The sequence below is a fragment of the Pseudomonas laurentiana genome (assembly GCF_014648275.1).
GTDB classification, from domain to species: domain Bacteria; phylum Pseudomonadota; class Gammaproteobacteria; order Pseudomonadales; family Pseudomonadaceae; genus Aquipseudomonas; species Aquipseudomonas laurentiana.
This window is the reverse complement of sequence record NZ_BMQU01000011.1, coordinates 52967-70196: the sequence shown is the minus strand read 5'-3', so window position 1 is coordinate 70196 and position 17230 is coordinate 52967. Positions and strand designations below refer to the sequence as shown.

At 60.3% G+C, this 17230-nt stretch carries 18 protein-coding genes; 3 read left to right on the top strand and 15 right to left on the bottom strand.

All coding sequences use genetic code 11. From position 1 onward, the window contains the following. Positions 1 to 6 precede the first annotated feature (6 nt). Positions 7 to 1107 (bottom strand): efflux RND transporter periplasmic adaptor subunit, encoded by a 1101-nt coding sequence (locus IE038_RS13180; RefSeq protein ID WP_189395752.1) that lies wholly within the window; start codon positions 1105 to 1107, stop codon positions 7 to 9. A 202-nt stretch (positions 1108 to 1309) separates the two neighbouring features. Here IE038_RS13180 and IE038_RS13175 point away from each other — a divergent pair, with 202 nt between their 5' ends. After that, positions 1310 to 1945, top strand: coding sequence for a TetR/AcrR family transcriptional regulator (locus IE038_RS13175; protein ID WP_163934376.1), 636 nt, complete (start codon positions 1310 to 1312; stop codon positions 1943 to 1945). Here IE038_RS13175 and IE038_RS13170 read toward each other — a convergent pair whose 3' ends face one another. Beyond that, positions 1946 to 2728, bottom strand: a complete 783-nt coding sequence (locus tag IE038_RS13170) for a class I SAM-dependent methyltransferase (protein WP_163934275.1) — start codon at positions 2726 to 2728, stop codon at positions 1946 to 1948. A gap of 95 nt (positions 2729 to 2823) precedes the next feature. Here IE038_RS13170 and IE038_RS13165 point away from each other — a divergent pair, with 95 nt between their 5' ends. Then, positions 2824 to 3444 carry an energy transducer TonB gene (locus tag IE038_RS13165; RefSeq protein ID WP_163934277.1) on the top strand — a complete coding sequence of 207 codons (621 nt, stop codon included), beginning with the start codon at positions 2824 to 2826 and terminating at the stop codon, positions 3442 to 3444. Between the two features lie 22 nt (positions 3445 to 3466). Here the strand turns inward: IE038_RS13165 and IE038_RS13160 are convergent, their stop codons facing one another. The 5 genes from IE038_RS13160 to ppc form a co-directional block, all read right to left on the bottom strand. Next, on the bottom strand, positions 3467 to 4336 hold the full coding sequence (locus IE038_RS13160) for a DUF72 domain-containing protein (protein WP_189395751.1): 870 nt from the start codon (positions 4334 to 4336) through the stop codon (positions 3467 to 3469). A gap of 3 nt (positions 4337 to 4339) precedes the next feature. After that, positions 4340 to 4633 (bottom strand): hypothetical protein, encoded by a 294-nt coding sequence (locus IE038_RS13155; protein ID WP_163934280.1) that lies wholly within the window; start codon positions 4631 to 4633, stop codon positions 4340 to 4342. 129 nt (positions 4634 to 4762) lie between these two features. Continuing rightward, on the bottom strand, positions 4763 to 5437 hold the full coding sequence (tsaB, locus tag IE038_RS13150) for a tRNA (adenosine(37)-N6)-threonylcarbamoyltransferase complex dimerization subunit type 1 TsaB (protein WP_189395750.1): 675 nt from the start codon (positions 5435 to 5437) through the stop codon (positions 4763 to 4765). An 88-nt stretch (positions 5438 to 5525) separates the two neighbouring features. Continuing rightward, on the bottom strand, positions 5526 to 6173 hold the full coding sequence (adk, locus tag IE038_RS13145) for an adenylate kinase (protein WP_099773690.1): 648 nt from the start codon (positions 6171 to 6173) through the stop codon (positions 5526 to 5528). A 209-nt stretch (positions 6174 to 6382) separates the two neighbouring features. Then, the gene (gene ppc, locus IE038_RS13140) at positions 6383 to 9010 is read right to left on the bottom strand and encodes a phosphoenolpyruvate carboxylase (protein ID WP_189395749.1); all 2628 of its coding nucleotides are present in this window, start codon (positions 9008 to 9010) and stop codon (positions 6383 to 6385) included. A gap of 132 nt (positions 9011 to 9142) precedes the next feature. On the opposite strand from ppc, the gene IE038_RS13135 reads away from it, so the two are divergent. Next, positions 9143 to 9487, top strand: coding sequence for a pilin assembly protein (locus IE038_RS13135; RefSeq protein WP_163934283.1), 345 nt, complete (start codon positions 9143 to 9145; stop codon positions 9485 to 9487). A gap of 52 nt (positions 9488 to 9539) precedes the next feature. On the opposite strand, the gene IE038_RS13130 is transcribed toward IE038_RS13135, so the two are convergent. The 8 genes from IE038_RS13130 to IE038_RS13095 form a co-directional block, all read right to left on the bottom strand. Further along, a complete protein-coding gene (locus IE038_RS13130; protein WP_163934285.1) occupies positions 9540 to 9866 on the bottom strand; it encodes a PA3694 family proteiin in 327 nt (108 codons plus the stop codon). A gap of 2 nt (positions 9867 to 9868) precedes the next feature. After that, complete coding sequence (locus IE038_RS13125) at positions 9869 to 10786, bottom strand: alpha/beta hydrolase (RefSeq protein ID WP_163934288.1); 918 nt, start codon at positions 10784 to 10786, stop codon at positions 9869 to 9871. Continuing rightward, entirely contained in the window at positions 10758 to 12035 is a 1278-nt protein-coding gene (locus IE038_RS13120) for a flavohemoglobin expression-modulating QEGLA motif protein (protein ID WP_163934290.1), read from the bottom strand. The genes IE038_RS13125 and IE038_RS13120 overlap by 29 nt, the downstream gene beginning before the upstream one ends. Before the next feature lie 24 nt (positions 12036 to 12059). Then, a complete protein-coding gene (locus tag IE038_RS13115) occupies positions 12060 to 12605 on the bottom strand; it encodes a hypothetical protein (protein ID WP_189395748.1) in 546 nt (181 codons plus the stop codon). A gap of 27 nt (positions 12606 to 12632) precedes the next feature. Then, entirely contained in the window at positions 12633 to 13337 is a 705-nt protein-coding gene (locus IE038_RS13110; protein WP_189395747.1) for a TetR/AcrR family transcriptional regulator, read from the bottom strand. Between the two features lie 101 nt (positions 13338 to 13438). Further along, positions 13439 to 14941 carry a lysine--tRNA ligase gene (gene lysS, locus IE038_RS13105; protein ID WP_163934293.1) on the bottom strand — a complete coding sequence of 501 codons (1503 nt, stop codon included), beginning with the start codon at positions 14939 to 14941 and terminating at the stop codon, positions 13439 to 13441. A 74-nt stretch (positions 14942 to 15015) separates the two neighbouring features. Next, a protein-coding gene (gene prfB, locus IE038_RS13100; RefSeq protein WP_099773686.1) for a peptide chain release factor 2 occupies positions 15016 to 16111 on the bottom strand; the annotation gives its coding sequence in 2 pieces (ribosomal slippage) (positions 15016 to 16038 and positions 16040 to 16111; 1095 coding nt in all). Positions 16112 to 16213: 102 nt separating this feature from the next. Next, positions 16214 to 17218, bottom strand: coding sequence for a response regulator (locus tag IE038_RS13095; RefSeq protein ID WP_189395746.1), 1005 nt, complete (start codon positions 17216 to 17218; stop codon positions 16214 to 16216). Positions 17219 to 17230 lie beyond the last annotated feature (12 nt).

The following is a 17230-nucleotide window of genomic DNA, read 5'->3' as shown; positions in this document are numbered from 1 at the left end:
CGGGGACTACTCCTTAGTCGCCAGATTGACCACACGGTTGGAACGGTCCACCGGGCGAACTTGCTGACCTTCGTGCAATACATGCACACCCGCAGCAACCACCCAGTCAGAGGGACTCAAGCCTTCCAGCACCGGCACGCTGGTCTCGCCAAAGGCACCGACACGCACAGGTGTTCGCTTGAGTGTATTGTTGGCGTCTACCCGCCAGACATACGTCTGGCCATTCTCGGCAGTCAGCGCCGACAGTGGCACCGCCAGCGGTACCTGCTCGTCGTGCTGAATGAACACCCGCGCACTTTGTCCAAGCTCGGCCTGCACCTTGCCGGCATTGAAGGTGATACGCGCGGCGAAGGTACGCGAACGAGGATCAGCCGCAGGCGAGAGCTCACGGATAATGCCGTTGAACCGCTCCTGGGGCTGCGACCACAGCTCAACCGACACCGGCTGGCCCACCTTGAAACGTGCGAAATTTTGCTCGGGCAGGCTGATCAGCACTTCCCGCTCGCCATCGGCTGCCAGGGTAAACACCGTCTGCCCAGCCGCGACCACCTGGCCGACCTCGACCTGGCGCTTGGCAATTACCCCATCCTGTGGCGCCCGCAGCACGGCATAGCCGGCCTGGTTACCCGCCACATCGAACTCGGCACGCACCTGTTTGAGCCGAGCCAGGCCCGCACGATAGAGGTTTTCAGCATTGTCATACTGGGAGCGACTGACCAGTTGCCGCTCCAGCAGCTTTTGGTAGCGATCGCGCTCAGCCTGTACCAAGCTCAGGTTGGCCTCAGCGGCCGTAACCTGGGCTCGCGCGGCTTCCAACTGCAGACGCACGTCCTGTGGGTCGAGCTCGGCCAGCGGCTGATTGGCCTTGACCCGCTGCCCTTCCTCCACCAGCCGCCGACTGACCTTGCCCGCGATGCGAAACGCCAGCTCTGGCTCGAAGCGTGCGCGCACCTCCCCCGGGTAACTGGCTACCGCCGCACTGGCCGGTTGTGGCTGTACCACCATGGCGGGCCGAATGGTTACCTGTTGCTGGCCCTCCTGGCCACACGCACTGAGTAACAAGGCAAAACTGACGGGCAAAGCAAGGGGCAGGAAATGGCGCAACATATGGAAAACCCTTTCTCGAGTGGCGCTTTTAATATTTGTACTGAGCGGTATATTAATCAGACCCCATAGCGCTGGGAAGCGAAAGCCCCGTTTTTTGTCCGACAATGTTTTGGGATGGCTTGACTGACCAGTCGGATTTCCCTCTCGCACACGAAGCACGCGATGTACCATGACCGCCCTTCAACCGCTGCCCAAGGACACCATGCTCAACGACACCCCCGCACCCAACGGTCCTGGCCGACCGAAAGACCTGGCCAAGCGCCAGGCCATTCTCGAAGCGGCCAAACGACTGTTCCTGACCCATGGCTATGCCAGCACCAGCATGGATGCAGTCGCGACAGCGGCAGGTGTTTCGAAATTGACGGTCTACAGCCACTTCACTGACAAAGAGACGCTGTTCTGCACGGCGGTAGTGGCAACCTGCAAGGCTCAACTGCCAGAGTTGATTTTCGAACTGCCCGATGGCGCCTCGCTACAGCAGGTGCTGCTGAACATTGGCCGTGGTTTTCAGGGGCTGATCAACGGCGAGGAGTCGATCAAGCTGCACCGTTTGATCATGGCGCTGGGCAGCCAGGACCCCAAGCTCTGCGAGATTTTCTTCGAGGCAGGCCCGATGCGCGTGCTACGGGAAATGGAGGCCCTGTTGCAGAAGGCTGACGAACTCGGCCTACTGCGGATCGAGCACCCAGGCAATGCCGCTGAGCATTTTTTCTGCCTGCTCAAGGGTGCCCCCAACTTCCGCCTGCTGCTCGGTTGCGGCGAACCGTTGGATGCCCAAGGTGCCGAGGCGCACGTACAGGATGTGGTCAACCTGTTCATGCGCGCCTTCGCGCCCTGATCAGGCCTTGAGGGCTTTCTTCGGGTAGATGTCGTAGCGGCTCGACTTGCCTTCCAGGCTATGGCTCGGCTTGGCGCCCTCGATGATCGGCGCCTTGCGCGGGCGCTTCACCACGACCCGGTGAGTGGCCAACGCCAAGGCTGCCTCAAGCAGCGCCGGGGCATCCAGATCGTCGCCCACCAATGGGCGGAACACGCGCATTTCTTTTTTGACCAGTGCGCTCTTGTCCCGGTGCGGGAACATCGGGTCAAGGTAAATCACTTGCGGCGCCTCACCTTGCCAATTGCGCATCAGTTCAATCGCGTTGCCCTTCAGCAACTGCATGCGCGCTGCGATTGGACCGACTTCGGCGTCTGCACGGCCTCGCACCAGCCCGTCCTCAAGCAACGCAGCAACCAGCGGTTGACGCTCGATCAGTTGCATCTCACAACCCAGGCTGGCCAAGACGAACGCATCCTTGCCCAACCCCGCCGTGGCATCCAGTACACGCGGACGCACACCTTGGGCGATCCCCACCGCCTTGGCGATCATCTGCCCGCTCCCGCCGCCAAACAGCCGTCGGTGGGCGGCCTGCCCTTCCACGAAGTCGACACGCACAGGACCGGGGGCCTGCGGCCCCAACTGCTGTATCTGCAGACCGTCGCCTCCAACCTGAACGGCGAAACCCGCAGTATCGTCTTCTAGCGGCAAGCCCAGGCGTTGCGCCCATTGCTCGGCATGCCCCTGATACTCGGGCGACAATGCCTCGACGCGCAGACGGCTATCCGCCAGTTGCTCAACCATAGTTCGTACGTCCAAAAAAAATTAAATGATCGGCGACCACGGCCGATACCTGAAGTACTCGGTATTTTGCCAGACCCGGACAGCCTCCGACTGCCATGTCAGACATTCTTCAGCTCAATTCAGGCTACTTGTCGCCCGTCGGCGACTACAGCCGCCATAACACCCAGGCATTGGGTGGCGTTAGCCACCTGTGGCAAGATTTTTTCGCCCGGGCGTTGGCAGAGCAACAGGCTGAAGGCACTGAAGCAACAACGCTGACCCATAACCCGGTGGACGCCACTACCGGCGAACCCGTCGGCGGTAGCCAGGCCCTGGCACAGATCAACAGCCAACGCGCGTGCGATGTTCAAGACAGTGAGATCACCCCGCCTGAACCACTGTTTCTGCCAATCGCCGAGTTTGAACCAGAACTACTGGAAAAACCTGCCCCCCCCTTCAGCGCCGCCGAACTGATCGAGCAGCAACGCCAACTGGACATCAGCAACAGTTGGGTTCGCCCCATCGTGCTCAGCGCCGGCCAGCCGACCCCTGAGCCAGGTCCAGCCCCTCAGGCACGTCCTCTGCACCTGCCGATCGCTGAATTCGAAATGGACCTGCTGGACAAGGCCGCAGAACCTTTCGATGAGCACACCTTGATTGAACAGCAGAAACACCTGGACTTTGACCTGCGCTGGGCCCGTCCAGTGGTGCTGAACAACGTCCGTATTGCCGCCTAAAGACAGCCCCACCAGTAAGCCGTCAGAGCAGGCCCAGTTGCTCGGCAAGTGGCGCCCGTTCGATTTCAGGCAATGACAGGAGCCCCGGCAGACGCTCCATCAATCCCCGATGAAAGCGCTGAGCCAGCGCAGCGGCCAGGCGGTTGTCGGCGGTATGCAGAAATACATAGGGGGTTCGCCCCTCTTCGATCCAGGCGGCAACCTTATCCAGCCAAGGCTGTAAAAACGGCTCATTGGCAGCAAGTTCGGGGTGGCCGATGAAACGCACCTGCGGGCACTGTGTAAATGCGGCCGGTCGCGGTGACACCCTGGGCTTCTTGGCCTGGGCATGCAGCACCGAGGCCTCGCGGGATGTGCAACTGAACAACGCACGCGGGTCCAGGCAAATACGCTCCACCCCACGCGCCAAAAGCAGGCGATTGAGCGACCGCTCTGCCTCGCCCTTGGCAAAGAAGTCCGCATGGCGAACTTCTACTGCGACAGCCACACCGACTTCGTCGAGAAACCCGGCCAACTCTGCGAGCCGCGAAGGTCCGAAACTGGCCGGTAACTGCAACCAGTAAGGCGTCACCCGCTGACCTAAAGGCCGAAGCAGTTCAGTAAAATGCTGGGCAGCGATCAGTTGTCCAAGCAGGTCGCCACTATGGCTGATATCGCCGGGAAACTTGGCAGTAAAACGAAAGTGCTCCGGCATGACCTGCGCCCAACGTTCCACCGTGGCAGCCGCCGGGCGGGCATAGAACGTGGTATTGCCTTCGACGGCATTGAACACCTGGCAATAAAGCCCAAGGAAATCGGCGGTTTTTGCGTCGGCAGGGTACAGGTACTCGCGCCAGGCGCTTTCACTCCAGGACGGGCAACCCAGAAAATAAGGAAGTGGGGACGGAATCATCCGTCAAATGTACAGGTCCAGCCCCAGCACTTCCATCTCCCAATCGACGAAACCGGCGGTGGTCAGGTAGCTGCTCAGGGCCTTGGCAGTGCGCTTGTTGGAGGCTCGTGGAAAAATCATGTCCTGCTGGCGGGCGGGCAAGCCGGTATTGCGGCTGGTACCTGCAGCCGCCGAAGGCTGCGCCTGGATTTCGAACTCGCCCGGAATGTCGTCGTCCAGCTCTTCTTCACGCAGCGGCGCCTTACGCGCGGAGCGTTTGACCGGGTAAGACTGCGAGGAAAAACCGTCGATACGCATGGCGGAATACTCAGGAGCAATGATGGCAATTTAGCGGCACCTGATGACCTTCGCAAATGCCTGACTGATAACTGGACCACAGATCAGGCAAAAGATTCGGGTTTGCTGGCGCTAATTGACCGGCGGTGCTCAACGCGCCTTGGGCGTGGCCACCTTATCGCGCAGGTAGACCGGCTGCGCCAGATCCGCGGCAATGGCCTCACCGCGCTGCCAGGCGAACGTCGCCAGGCTGAGCAGGTCCTGGGCGTGGGGCAGCAGGCTGGCATCCTGGGCACTGACCTTGACGGCAAGGCGCTCGGCATAGCCCCAGCCGGTACCCGCACCAAACCAATCCCCGGTAGCACCTGCCGGCAAGGCCACCTGCTCCGGTGGCAGCACGGCTTCCTCACCCAGCAGGCGCATCTCGCCCGCCGTCGCCTGGTAGCACCCCCAATACACTTCATCCATGCGGGCGTCGATGGCGGCGGCGACCTGCTGCACGCCCTGCTCACGCATTGCCCGCTGCGCCAGCACGGCCAGATTCGACACCGGCAGTACCGGACGCTCCAGCGCAAAGGCCAGGCCCTGCACCACACCAATAGCGATACGAACCCCGGTGAACGCACCCGGGCCACGGCCAAAGGCAATGGCATCAAGCGCCGACAAGGCGATACCTGCCTCGGCAAGCAGCGTCTGAATCATTGGCAGCAGCTTCTGCGCATGCAAGCGTGGGATCACCTCATAGTGGCTCAACACCTTGCCGTCATGCAGCAGGGCAACGGAGCAGGCTTCAGTGGCGGTATCCAGGGCCAGCAAGGTGGTCATCGGTGGTTCCAGGCGAAAGAAAAAAGAGCGGCATTATAAACAACAACGGCCCGCAAGCGGGCCGTTGTTCAGAGGCTTGAGCGATAAATCAGCTCAGCGCTTCCAGTACTTTGGCCGTGATGGCCTCAACCGAGCCCACACCTTCGATGTGGCTGTACTTCGGCTTGCCATTGGCGGCGGCCAGCTTCTGGTAGAAGTCCACCAGCGGCTTGGTCTGGTCGTGGTAGACCGCCAGGCGGTGACGTACGGTTTCTTCAGTATCGTCTTTACGCTGAACCAGCGAATCGCCGGTTTCATCGTCCTTGCCTTCAACCTTTGGCGGGTTGTAGATCACGTGGTAGACGCGACCCGAGGCTTCGTGCACACGGCGACCGGCAATACGCTTGACGATTTCCTCGTCAGCCACTGCGATCTCGACAACGGCATCCAGTTCGACACCGGCAGTCACCAGGGCTTCAGCCTGAGGAATAGTGCGAGGGAAACCGTCGAACAGGAAGCCCTTCGCGCAGTCAGGCTGAGCGATACGGTCCTTGACCAGGTTGATGATCAGTTCGTCGGAAACCAGCTTGCCAGCGTCCATGATCGCCTTGGCCTCGAGGCCCAGCGGGGTACCCGCCTTGACGGCGGCACGCAGCATGTCACCGGTGGAGATCTGTGGAATGCCGAACTTCTCGGTGATGAACTTTGCCTGAGTACCTTTACCGGCCCCGGGAGCTCCCAGCAGAATTACACGCATCTTGTGCTCCTCAATTTTTATAAGCAAATCAAAGGATTCGCCGCTAAGGCAAAATCCCGGAATTAGGTCATGACCACAATTCGGTCAAAAGGCTGCTCAAGATACACAGCAGCTTTCGGCCACACAAGCGCTCCAAAGTCGGAAGAACCTGCTGCCGAAGGCCCCATCATGCTCCGGTTGCGCCGGGAGCAACCCGGCGCGGACACGCCTCAACCGGTATTGCGCAACCCTGCCGCGATACCCGCCACCGTTACCAGCAAAGCCTGCTCCAAAGGGCTGTCCAGAGCGGCATCACGGCCGCGCGAGCGGGCCAGAAGATCAACCTGAAGCAGATGCAGAGGGTCCAGATAGGTATTGCGCAAACGAATGAACTCCAGGGTATCGGGACTGTGTGCAAGCAGTACTGGCTGCCCGGTCAGACCCAACACCACCTGGCACGCCTGCGACAATAGGTCGCGCAGCTGCGCACCTAAAGGTCGCAGTTGCGATTGAACTAGACGTTCGTCGTAGGAGCGAGCGATCTCCGCATCGGCCTTCGCCAGGACCATTTCGAGCATATCGATACGGGTACGGAAAAATGGCCACTGCTCACGCATTTCCGCCAACAGCGCACCTTGTCCACGTGCCAGCGCGTTACTCAACGCCGCCTCCCAACCCAACCAGGCCGGCAGCATGAGCCGCGTTTGCGTCCAACCGAAGATCCACGGAATCGCCCGCAGGCTTTCAATACCACCGGCACGGCGCTTGGCCGGCCGACTGCCCAACGGCAAGCGGCCCAGTTCCTGCTCTGGCGTGGCCTGACGGAAATACTCAACAAACTCCGGGTTGTCACGTACCACGCTGCGGTAAGCCTTCAAGCCATCCGCCGCGAGCTGGTCCATCACCTCGCGCCAGGCTGGCTGCGGTGGTGGTGGCGGCAACAAGGTGGCCTCGAGCACCGCAGCCAGATACAGGTTGAGGTTCTGTTCAGCGATGTCCGGCAGACCGAATTTGAAACGGATCATCTCGCCCTGCTCGGTGGTACGGAACCTGCCGGCCACCGAACCCGGCGGTTGCGACAGAATTGCCGCGTGAGCCGGGCCGCCACCACGGCCCACAGTACCGCCACGGCCGTGAAACAGCAGCAATTCGACGTTCTGCCCTCGACAGATCTCCACCAGGGTTTCCTGAGCACGGTATTGGGCCCAGGCCGCTGCCGTAGTACCGGCATCCTTGGCCGAGTCAGAGTAGCCGATCATCACTTCTTGAGGGCCTTGCAAACCCGCGCGATAGCCCGGAAGACCCAGCAGGCGCTGCATGACCGGCCCGGCATTGTCCAGGTCGGCCAGTGTTTCGAACAACGGCACGACCCGCATCGGACGGGTTACGCCCGCCTCCTTGAGCAGCAACTGTACCGCCAGCACATCTGAAGCCGCCCCCGCCATGGAGATCACATAAGACCCCAACGATGCTGCCGGGGCGGCAGCGATCTCACTGCAGGTGGCCAGCACTTCAGCCGTCTCGGCCTGGGGCCGGAAATGCCGTGGCAGCAACGGACGACGGTTATTCAGTTCGGTCTGCAGGAAAGTGATACGCGCGTCTTCGTCCCACTCCTCATAACGCCCCAGCCCCAGATAGTCGGTGATTTCACTCAAGGCCGAGGCATGTCGCGCTGCGTCCTGACGCACATCCAGGCGCACCAGGAACAGGCCAAAGGTTACCGCCCGACGCAAGGTGTCGAGTAACGGGCCATCGGCAATGACGCCCATACCGCACTCATGCAACGACTCGTAGCAGAGCCGTAGAGGCTCAAACAAGTCGTGATTGTTGTGCAAGACCTCAGCGGGGGCCGGCTGAGTAACCGCCAGCGACGACTGAGCCCAGGCACGGGTCGCACGCAGGCGCTCGCGCAGTTGCTTGAGCAGCGCCCGGTAGGGTTCAGCATGCTCACCCACCCTGGCCCTCAATGCCGGGCTGGCCTGCTGCATCGACAACTCGGCAGCCAGGAAGTCGACATCACGCAGGAACAGGTCGGCTGCCATCCATCGGGCCAACAACAGCACCTCGCGTGTGACCGTCGATGTGACATTGGGGTTGCCGTCACGGTCGCCGCCCATCCACGAGGCAAATCGAATCGGTGCAGCTTCCAAAGGCAAGCGCAGGCCCGTGGCCGCAAACAATGCCTGGTCAGCCTTGCGCAGGTGGTTGGGGATAGCCTGCCAGAGCGAGTTTTCAATGACCGCGAAACCCCATTTGGCTTCATCGACCGGGGTGGGCCGAGTACGACGTATCTCTTCGGTGTGCCAAGCTTCAGCAATCAGTCGCTGCAGGCGCTCACGGACCTGCGCACGTTCGGCAGGTGTCAGGTCACGGTGGTCTTGAGCCGCCAGCTGCGCGGCGATGGCATCGTACTTATGGATCAAGGTGCGGCGAGCGACTTCGGTCGGGTGCGCAGTGAGCACCAGTTCGATGCTCAGCTTGCCGAGTTGGCGAGCCAGCGCGTCTGGACTATGACCCGCTTTTTTCAGGCGATCGAGCAACTCGGGAAGCACCCTGGCCTCAAACGGTTCGGGCTGATCAGCGTCGCGGCGGCGGATCAGTTGGTACTGCTCGGCGATGTTGGCCAGGTTGAGAAACTGGTTGAACGCACGGGCTACCGGCAGCAACTCTTCCTCGGCCAAACCATCGAGACTGGAGCTCAGTTGTTCGGCGCTGCCACTGCGGTCGGCCTTGGCACTGCGACGGATATCCTCGATCTTCTGCAGGAATGCTTCACCGTACTGTTCGCGTACGGTGTTCCCCAACAACTCGCCCAACAGATGGACGTCTTCACGCAAGCGCACATCAATACCGGTCATCAGCCTTCATCTCCAGCGCGGGCAAACAGCGATGCCATCAGAGTGCCGCAGTACCGCCTGTGCTTCAAGGCAGACCAAAGTGCGACCAGTAGCTACGCTGAAGGTAGGCCATCCGTCTTAAACGAGGTCACCATGAAAATCCGCGAACTTGCCCAGAACTGGGAACAGACTGCCACAGGGCGCATGAGCCCTACCGGCTATGTGTTGCATCTGGATGTCGAAGCCGCGGCGCGCCTGGCGGCGCTGGCAGAGATGTACCCTAAACGTCAGCCAGAGGAACTGCTAGGCGACCTGCTCGGCGCGGCGCTCGAGGAGCTGGAGGCGAGTTTCCCTTATGTCCGCGGTCAACAGGTCATCGAGACCGATGAAGACGGCAATCCGCTCTATGAAGACGTCGGCCCAACGCCACGCTTCCTGGCACTCTCGCGACACTACCTGCAGGTCATAAGTGCCGAGAAAGAGGCGTCCAACAGCTGAAACCAGCGAGCGCTGGGCTTGCCAGCGATACGGACGCCACGAACTGACTGCGTTACTGCACCTGCTGCGGCGTCTCCTGCCCCATGCAGCGCACCGCCTGTTTCTTGCTGTCGACCAGTACGCCGGTAAGCCCCTTCTGCTGGGTATCAAAGAGTACCAGCACACCATCGATACACTGCGCCACCTGGGGCGCCGGGCTGAGCGAGACCTTGTAATCCTCGCCCGGAACGGTCTTGAGCATGGTGAAGTCGGACAGCAGCAGCGCATCCTCCGGCTTGGCGAAATGCAGGTAGCCGTAGTACCAAAGCGCACCAACGGTGCCAATGATGCTGCAGACACCGGTGATAATCATCGGGATGGCGTTGCGTTCTTCACTCATTACTACTTCTCATCAGGGTAATTGGGGACTTCGGCCAGACGTCGCAGGCCATTGAAATGTTCAGGGTCTTCCAGAAAACGCAGCATGACCTTACGCCAAATCGGGTCGTTGAAGGTCTGCACATGACCACCACGGGTCAACTGCAGCACGCGCGGCGGTGGGGCAGCCTGATACAGCCGGATACCATTGATCATGGGTACAGTGGTGTCGTCGATGCTGTGGTAGATCAGCTTCGGAACCCCGGACAATTGTCCAACCGAGCGCACGGCACTGTCGCCATCCGGCACCAGCCACGACAGTGGAACCTGAAAAGGCCAGGTCAACCAGGTCGAACTCAAGGCGCTACGCCCAACATCCCGGTAACTGGCCGGCACACCGTCAAACACCATCGCGGTGAACCGTCGGGACTGCTCGGGGTGTTGCGCCAGGTAATGGATGGCCAGGGCACCGCCCAGACTCTGCCCCAGCAATACCAACGGCTTGCCTTGGACTTCAGGCGACTGCTGCAACCAATCCATCGCTGCCGCGATGTCATCATAGACCTCCGGCAAGCTCGGGGTGCCTTCAGACAACCCATAGCCACGGTAGTCGATCATCAACACCTGATAGCCCTGCTCCGGCAGCCACCAGCTACCGCCCAGGTGCAACGCCAGGTTGCCACCATTGCCGTGCAGGTGCAGTACCGTCCCCTTGACGGCTACCCCTGCCTTGGCCGGCAACCACCAGCCATGCAGGCGCGTACCGTCTGTAGCAGTCAGGGTGAGGTCACGGTACTCAAGCTTGGCCCGCTTCGGCGTGAAAGGCTGGCCCGGTTCGGGATAAAACAGCAAGGCGCTGCAGCCGCCCAGACTCAGCAGTAACAGGAGCAGGCCCAGCGGCCAGCCCCAGGCGTCAGAGAATGTTCGAGTAGTCGGCTTCAATACGGTCCAGGCTCAGGTGATTGAGGAAGTTGGAGAAGCACATCCAGGCCGACAGCGCATTCAAGTCACGGAACTGCTCGGGCAAGTACTTGGGCGGCTCCACCAGGCCTTCGTCGACCAATTGACGCAGGGTCCGCATATCCTCCAGCGTGGTCTTGCCACAGAACAGCAAGGGGATCTGCTCAAGCTTGCCTTTACGCACGGCCAACTGAATATAGTTGTAAACCATGATAAAGCCCTTGAGGTAGGACAAGTCCTTGGTAAAGGGCAACCCATTAGGCACCGAGCCACGGAACACCCGGCTGGCATTGCCATAGCTCTCCTGCATGCCAAAGCCCTGGGCGCGGAAGAACTCGAACACCTGGAGGAAATCGGCCCCCTCTTCAACCATGTGAATGGCCCGGGTGCGGTTGGTCAGTTTACGTAGTCGGCTGGGGTACGAGGCGAAAGCGATCACCTCCATGAGGATCGCCAGGCCCTCCTGGGTGACAGTGGAAGAAGGCGGTCCCTTGGACAGAAAGGTACAGATCGGCTGGTTCAGCCCGTTGAGGGTGGTGCCGACATGCACCAACCCCTCATGGACCTCCAGGGCGCGCACATCGCGGCTGTTGAACATCGCGTCGGCGCGGATCTTGATGTAGTCGGCACCGGCCGCCGCGTCGGCGACGATACCGTCAGACTCAAACACCCGGATGGTCTCTTCAGCCTCACCGAACACCTTGTTCAAGCGGTGCTGGAGTATGTCCACAGCCTGTTTGGCGGTAAGGTTTTTCGGCTCGTCTTTCAGGTCACCCAGGCAATCGATATTGTTCAGGTAATCGGAGAGCATCAGGCCCAGATCGGACAGGGTCGGGTCACCGGCGTGAAAGGCATCGGACGCAGCGCCATAAAGCTCCTGAGAGATCAGCCCGAAGTCCTCGGTACCGCGTGCCTCCAGCATGCGTACCACCATGCGGTATTCCTTGCACATGCGTCGCATGATTTGCCCGACCGGATTGAACTGACCAAGCTGACGGGTAATGTCGCGCTCGATGTTCTGAAACTCCAGCTTCACCGCACTGGAGTCAAAAGACAGGGGGCGAGCCTGATAGTACTCACGGTCCACCTTCGGCAACTCTTTGCCCTTGGCCTTGAGAAACCCCTGGCGGATGCTGTCGTCCCACTTCACCGCATCGAGCACGCGGATCGGCGCCTGTGCCTGAACAATGCGATCAGACAAGCCGCGTATCGTCTGCTGGTACTCGTCCACACCACACTCCTTGCTTCGAATCGGTTATTTGCCTGCGCGCTGGAAACGCGCGACTTCGATGAACAGGTCGGAGTTGGCCGGGTCATCCAGGTAAGCAAAGACCTGTTGTGCAGCGCTGTCGATCAACACGCCCTCACCGTTATCATCCGGCACTTCATAACGCTGGCCACTCAGCGCCTTCTGCTCCACCGCCTGGTTGATCCGTTCAACATCAAGGTTGTAGACCACCAGTTCGTTGTTAGCGGTCACGTCAAAACCGGCAATCAGGAAGTTTCCGCCGAGCCTTTTCGGCACCCCGGCCGAGAGATACCAGCGATTGCCGTGCCGAGAGACCGTGAAGGCATACTCCTCACGCGGCTTGCCCTTGGCTGTGGCCACGGCCTTGTAGGCATTTCCCCCGGTGCGACTGATCAGCAGTTTCAAGGGTTCACCCCAGGCGTCCTTGCTGCTCCAGTTACCGAGCAACGCCTTGGGCGCCGGCTGATTCGCCGGGATGGGTTCATTGAAGGTCACCAGACAACCGCCAAGCAGTAAAAACGACAAGGCCAACAGCACACGCCAGGCTTTCATCAGGTTCTCCTTGAAATGGATCGTGCCTCAGGCCGCAGCCAACACCAGATGCAGGTATCGCGTAAGAATAGCGAGCATCTGCGCTTCGGCGTGCGGTTGTTCAGCATCGAGCAGGCCCTGATATTCCATCTGCTCGATTATCGCCGTCAACACCAAGGCATCCTGCTGAGGTTCACGCGATCCCACAACCTGAAGCATCTGGCCGGCGCCACGCAGTAAAATCTGCTCGTGCGACTTGACCAGTTCAGCCAGCTTCGGACACAGCAGCGCTTCCTGGCGGAAGGCCTGCTCAGCCATCAGGAAATTGCGGCGGTTATGCAATTGGCGTTGCACATACTCGCTCATCATCTTCGCCACTTCGTCGGCCAATCGCGCCCGCGATTGCGGGCTGCCGTCGCCCTGAGACAACAATTGGCGCAACACCACTTCCGTGTGCTCCCAGAGCTTGGCCATGTAGGCCGCACTACGCTCCACGTACTGGGCGAAGCTGTCGATAAGCAGGTCTTCGATGTCCTTGAAGTAATAGGTAGTGGCCGACAAGGGCACCCCAGCCTCCGCGGCTACCGCCCGGTGCCGCACACCCCGCACGCCATCACGGACAACGATGCGCATCGCTGCGTCGAGAATCTCCTGACGCCGCTGTTCACTGCCACGACGGCTAGCCTTGCGCCCCTGATACTGCACACTTTCCGCCACCGCTGTGGCCACGCCAGCAGCACCTTGTTGAGCCATTGCAGGAGTCACTACAGGTCTACCTCTATGAATACTGTCGGTTCGATCAACTTATTGCGGGCAAGAAAAAGCCGCCCCGGAAGGCGGCTTTTTCAGAACACTCAGGCCTGTGGGCGCATGTGCGGGAACAGGATCACGTCGCGGATCGACGGTGAATCGGTCAGCAGCATGACCAGACGGTCGATGCCGATGCCCTCACCCGCCGTTGGCGGCATGCCGTACTCCAGGGCACGTACGAAGTCGGCATCGTAGTGCATGGCTTCGTCGTCACCGGCGTCCTTGTCGGCCACCTGCGCCATGAAGCGTTCGGCCTGGTCCTCGGCATCGTTGAGCTCGGAATAGGCGTTGGCGATTTCGCGGCCACCGATGAACAGCTCGAAACGGTCGGTGACGTTCGGGTTCTTGTTGTTGCGACGTGCCAGTGGCGACACTTCGAACGGGTATTCGGTAATGAAGGTTGGTTGCTCGAGTTTATGCTCGACCAGCTCTTCGAAAATCATGGTCTGCAGCTTGCCCAGGCCCTCGAAACCTTTGACGTCGGCACCCGACTTCTTGGCCAGGGCGCGCGCCTTGTCGATGTCCTGCAGGTCGGCAGCGGTGATTTCCGGGTTGTACTTGAGGATCGAATCGAACACCGAAATACGCTGGAACGGCTCGCCGAAATGGAACACCTTGCCTTGGTACGGCACGTCGGTGCTGCCCAGAACCAACTGAGCCAGTTCACGGAACAGCTCTTCGGTGAGGTCCATGTTGTCTTCGTAATCGGCGTACGCCTGGTAGAACTCCAGCATGGTGAACTCGGGGTTGTGACGAGTCGACACACCTTCGTTACGGAAGTTGCGGTTGATCTCGAACACACGCTCGAAACCACCAACCACCAGGCGCTTGAGGTACAGCTCCGGGGCAATACGCAGGAACATTGGCAGGTCCAGCGCGTTGTGGTGGGTTTCAAACGGCTTGGCCGCGGCACCGCCAGGGATGGTCTGCAGCATCGGCGTTTCGACTTCGAGGAAGTCACGCTTGGCCAGGAAGCTACGAATGTGGCTGATGACCTGCGAGCGAACGCGGAAGGTCTGACGGGTGTCTTCGTTGACGATCAGGTCAACGTAGCGCTGACGGTAGCGGGTTTCAGTGTCGGTCAGACCGTGGTGCTTGTCTGGCAGCGGGCGCAGCGACTTGGTCAGCAGGCGCACGTTGGTCATTTCCACGTACAGGTCGCCCTTGCCGGAGCGAGCCAGGGTGCCTTCAGCGGCAATGATGTCGCCCAAGTCCCAGGTCTTGACCGTAGCCAGGGTTTCTTCCGGCAATGTCTTGCGGTTGACATAGACCTGGATACGGCCGGTCATGTCCTGAATCACCATGAACGAACCACGGTTGAGCATGATGCGGCCGGCAACCTTGACCGGGATCGCTGCAGCTTCCAGCTCTTCCTTGGTCTTGTCGACATACTGTTTCTGCAGGTCGTTGCAGTAGCTGTCACGGCGGAAGTCGTTGGGGAAGGCCTGACCCTGTTCGCGCACAGCGGCAAGCTTTTCCTTGCGCAGGGCGATCAGGTTGTTTTCTTCCTGTTGCAGGTCTTGCGGATCGAGTTGTAGGTCGCTCATGTCTTCACATTTTCCATCACGGGTTCGTTGCCCTCGCCCGTCGGGCGAGGGACTTGTGGCAGGTCTCCGAGGGGTTATAGCCCCTGCTTGAGACTGGCCTCCAGGTATTCGTCGAGGTCGCCGTCGAGCACCTTGTCACAGTCACTGCGTTCAATGCCGGTACGCAGGTCCTTGATCCGCGACGCATCAAGCACGTAGGAACGGATCTGGTGGCCCCAGCCAATATCGGACTTGCTGTCCTCAAGTGCCTGGGAGGCGGCATTACGCTTCTGCATTTCCTGCTCGTACAACTTGGCCCGCAGCATTTTCATGGCGGTGTCCTTGTTGGCGTGCTGGGAGCGTTCGTTCTGGCAGCTGACCACGGTGTTGGTCGGTACGTGGGTAATCCGCACTGCCGAATCGGTGGTGTTTACGTGCTGACCACCGGCACCGGACGAACGATAGGTATCGATACGCAGGTCGGACGGGTTGATATCGATTTCGACCTTGTCATCGATCTCCGGCGAGACGAACACCGCCGAGAACGAGGTATGACGACGGTTGCCGGAGTCGAACGGGCTCTTGCGTACCAGGCGATGAACACCGATCTCGGTGCGCAGCCAGCCAAAGGCGTACTCGCCCTTGATATGCAGGGTGGCACCCTTGATACCGGCCACTTCGCCTTCGGACAGTTCCATGATCGTGGTATCGAAACCGCGCTTGTCTGCCCAACGCAGGTACATGCGCAGCAGAATGTTGGCCCAATCCTGAGCTTCGGTACCACCGGAGCCGGCCTGGATATCCAGGTAAGCGTTGTTCATGTCCATCTCGCCGCTGAACATGCGACGGAACTCGAGCTTCTCCAGCGCGACGCGCAGGCGGTCAAGTTCACTGACGACGTCCTCGACAGCGGCTTCGTCATCTTCTTCAACAGCCATGTCCAGCAGGTCACGGCAATCGGCCAGGCCACCGGACATCTCGTCCAGGGTCTCGACGATCTGCGCCAGCATGGCGCGCTCGCGGCCCAGTTCCTGGGCGTATTCGGGCTTGTTCCAGACGTTCGGGTCTTCAAGCTCGCGATTGACTTCGATCAGGCGCTCATGCTTTTGATCGTAGTCAAAGATACCCCCGAATAGTCTCGGAGCGCTCGGTCAGGTCCTTGATGGTGTTCAGGATCGGGTTGATTTCCATGGGCGGGCAGCTCTCGTGCGTAATCTGTCAAAAGCCGGAGAGTATAACGCACTCAAATGCCTGCGGCAGCCCGCCCGACGGCCTGCCGCAAGAAAACTCGCCTCAGGCCACCCCGACCTGGTTACGCCCGCCGTTCTTGGCCAGGTACAGGCCTTTGTCCGCCGCCGAAATCAGCTGCCGACAATGGCTGCCGATAGCCGGGATCTGCGTCGCCAAGCCAATACTCACCGTCAGGCTTGAGCCTGACACGGGCAGGGTATGGGCAATGAGCAGCGTTTCAACGGTCTGACGCAGTTTCTCGGCCACCAGGCGGGCACCGCCCGGCGAGGTGTTAGGCAGCACCAACGCAAATTCCTCACCGCCATAGCGCGCCGGCAGGTCGCTGGGCCGGCTGCAGGAGCTGCGAATGGCCTCTGCAACCTTGCGCAAGGCCTCGTCGCCCGCCAGGTGGCCGAAGGTGTCGTTGAACGGCTTGAAGTAGTCGACATCAATCATCAGCAGCGACAGCTGCGTCTGCTCGCGCATTGCCCGGCGCCACTCCAGTTCGAGGTACTCATCGAAATGACGGCGATTGGACAGCCCGGTCAGGCCATCGGAGTTCATCAGCCGCTGCAGCACCAGGTTGGTGTCGAGCAATTGTTGCTGGCTGACCCGCAAGGCCCGGTAAGCTTCGTCGCGCTGAAGCAGGGTCAGGTAGGAGCGCGAGTGGTAACGAATGCGCGCCACCAACTCGATGTTATCCGGCAGCTTGACCAGGTAATCGTTGGCCCCGGCGGCAAACGCAGCACTCTTGACCAGCGGATCCTCCTTGGTAGACAGGACGATGATCGGAATGTCCTGGGTCGCCGGATTGCTGCGGTATTCCCGGACCAGCGTCAGCCCATCAAGACCGGGCATGATCAAATCCTGAAGGATCACGGTTGGCTTGATACGGATCGCCTGGGCCACGGCCTGATGAGGATCGGCACAAAAATGAAAATCGATGTTTTCTTCCTGAGCCAGACCGCGCCGTACTGCCTCGCCGATCATTGCCTGGTCGTCCACCAGCAGAACCATCGCTGAATTCTCGTTGGTGGTCGGAAAACCACTGATCGGTAAATCATTCATGCGTTCTCACCT

Bases quoted from the DNA above. Each gene is read 5' to 3' on its own strand.
- IE038_RS13175 (WP_163934376.1), top strand. From the start codon at position 1,310: ATGCTCAACGACACCCCCGCACCCAACGGTCCTGGCCGACCGAAAGAC.
- IE038_RS13115 (WP_189395748.1), bottom strand. From the start codon at position 12,605: ATGAAAGCCTGGCGTGTGCTGTTGGCCTTGTCGTTTTTACTGCTTGGC.
- IE038_RS13160 (WP_189395751.1), bottom strand. From the start codon at position 4,336: ATGATTCCGTCCCCACTTCCTTATTTTCTGGGTTGCCCGTCCTGGAGT.
- IE038_RS13180 (WP_189395752.1), bottom strand. From the start codon at position 1,107: ATGTTGCGCCATTTCCTGCCCCTTGCTTTGCCCGTCAGTTTTGCCTTG.
- tsaB (WP_189395750.1), bottom strand. From the start codon at position 5,437: ATGACCACCTTGCTGGCCCTGGATACCGCCACTGAAGCCTGCTCCGTT.
- IE038_RS13155 (WP_163934280.1), bottom strand. From the start codon at position 4,633: ATGCGTATCGACGGTTTTTCCTCGCAGTCTTACCCGGTCAAACGCTCC.
- IE038_RS13135 (WP_163934283.1), top strand. From the start codon at position 9,143: ATGAAAATCCGCGAACTTGCCCAGAACTGGGAACAGACTGCCACAGGG.
- lysS (WP_163934293.1), bottom strand. From the start codon at position 14,941: ATGAGCGACCTACAACTCGATCCGCAAGACCTGCAACAGGAAGAAAAC.
- adk (WP_099773690.1), bottom strand. From the start codon at position 6,173: ATGCGTGTAATTCTGCTGGGAGCTCCCGGGGCCGGTAAAGGTACTCAG.
- IE038_RS13095 (WP_189395746.1), bottom strand. From the start codon at position 17,218: ATGAATGATTTACCGATCAGTGGTTTTCCGACCACCAACGAGAATTCA.
- IE038_RS13170 (WP_163934275.1), bottom strand. From the start codon at position 2,728: ATGGTTGAGCAACTGGCGGATAGCCGTCTGCGCGTCGAGGCATTGTCG.
- IE038_RS13130 (WP_163934285.1), bottom strand. From the start codon at position 9,866: ATGAGTGAAGAACGCAACGCCATCCCGATGATTATCACCGGTGTCTGC.
- ppc (WP_189395749.1), bottom strand. From the start codon at position 9,010: ATGACCGGTATTGATGTGCGCTTGCGTGAAGACGTCCATCTGTTGGGC.
- IE038_RS13110 (WP_189395747.1), bottom strand. From the start codon at position 13,337: ATGGCTCAACAAGGTGCTGCTGGCGTGGCCACAGCGGTGGCGGAAAGT.
- IE038_RS13165 (WP_163934277.1), top strand. From the start codon at position 2,824: ATGTCAGACATTCTTCAGCTCAATTCAGGCTACTTGTCGCCCGTCGGC.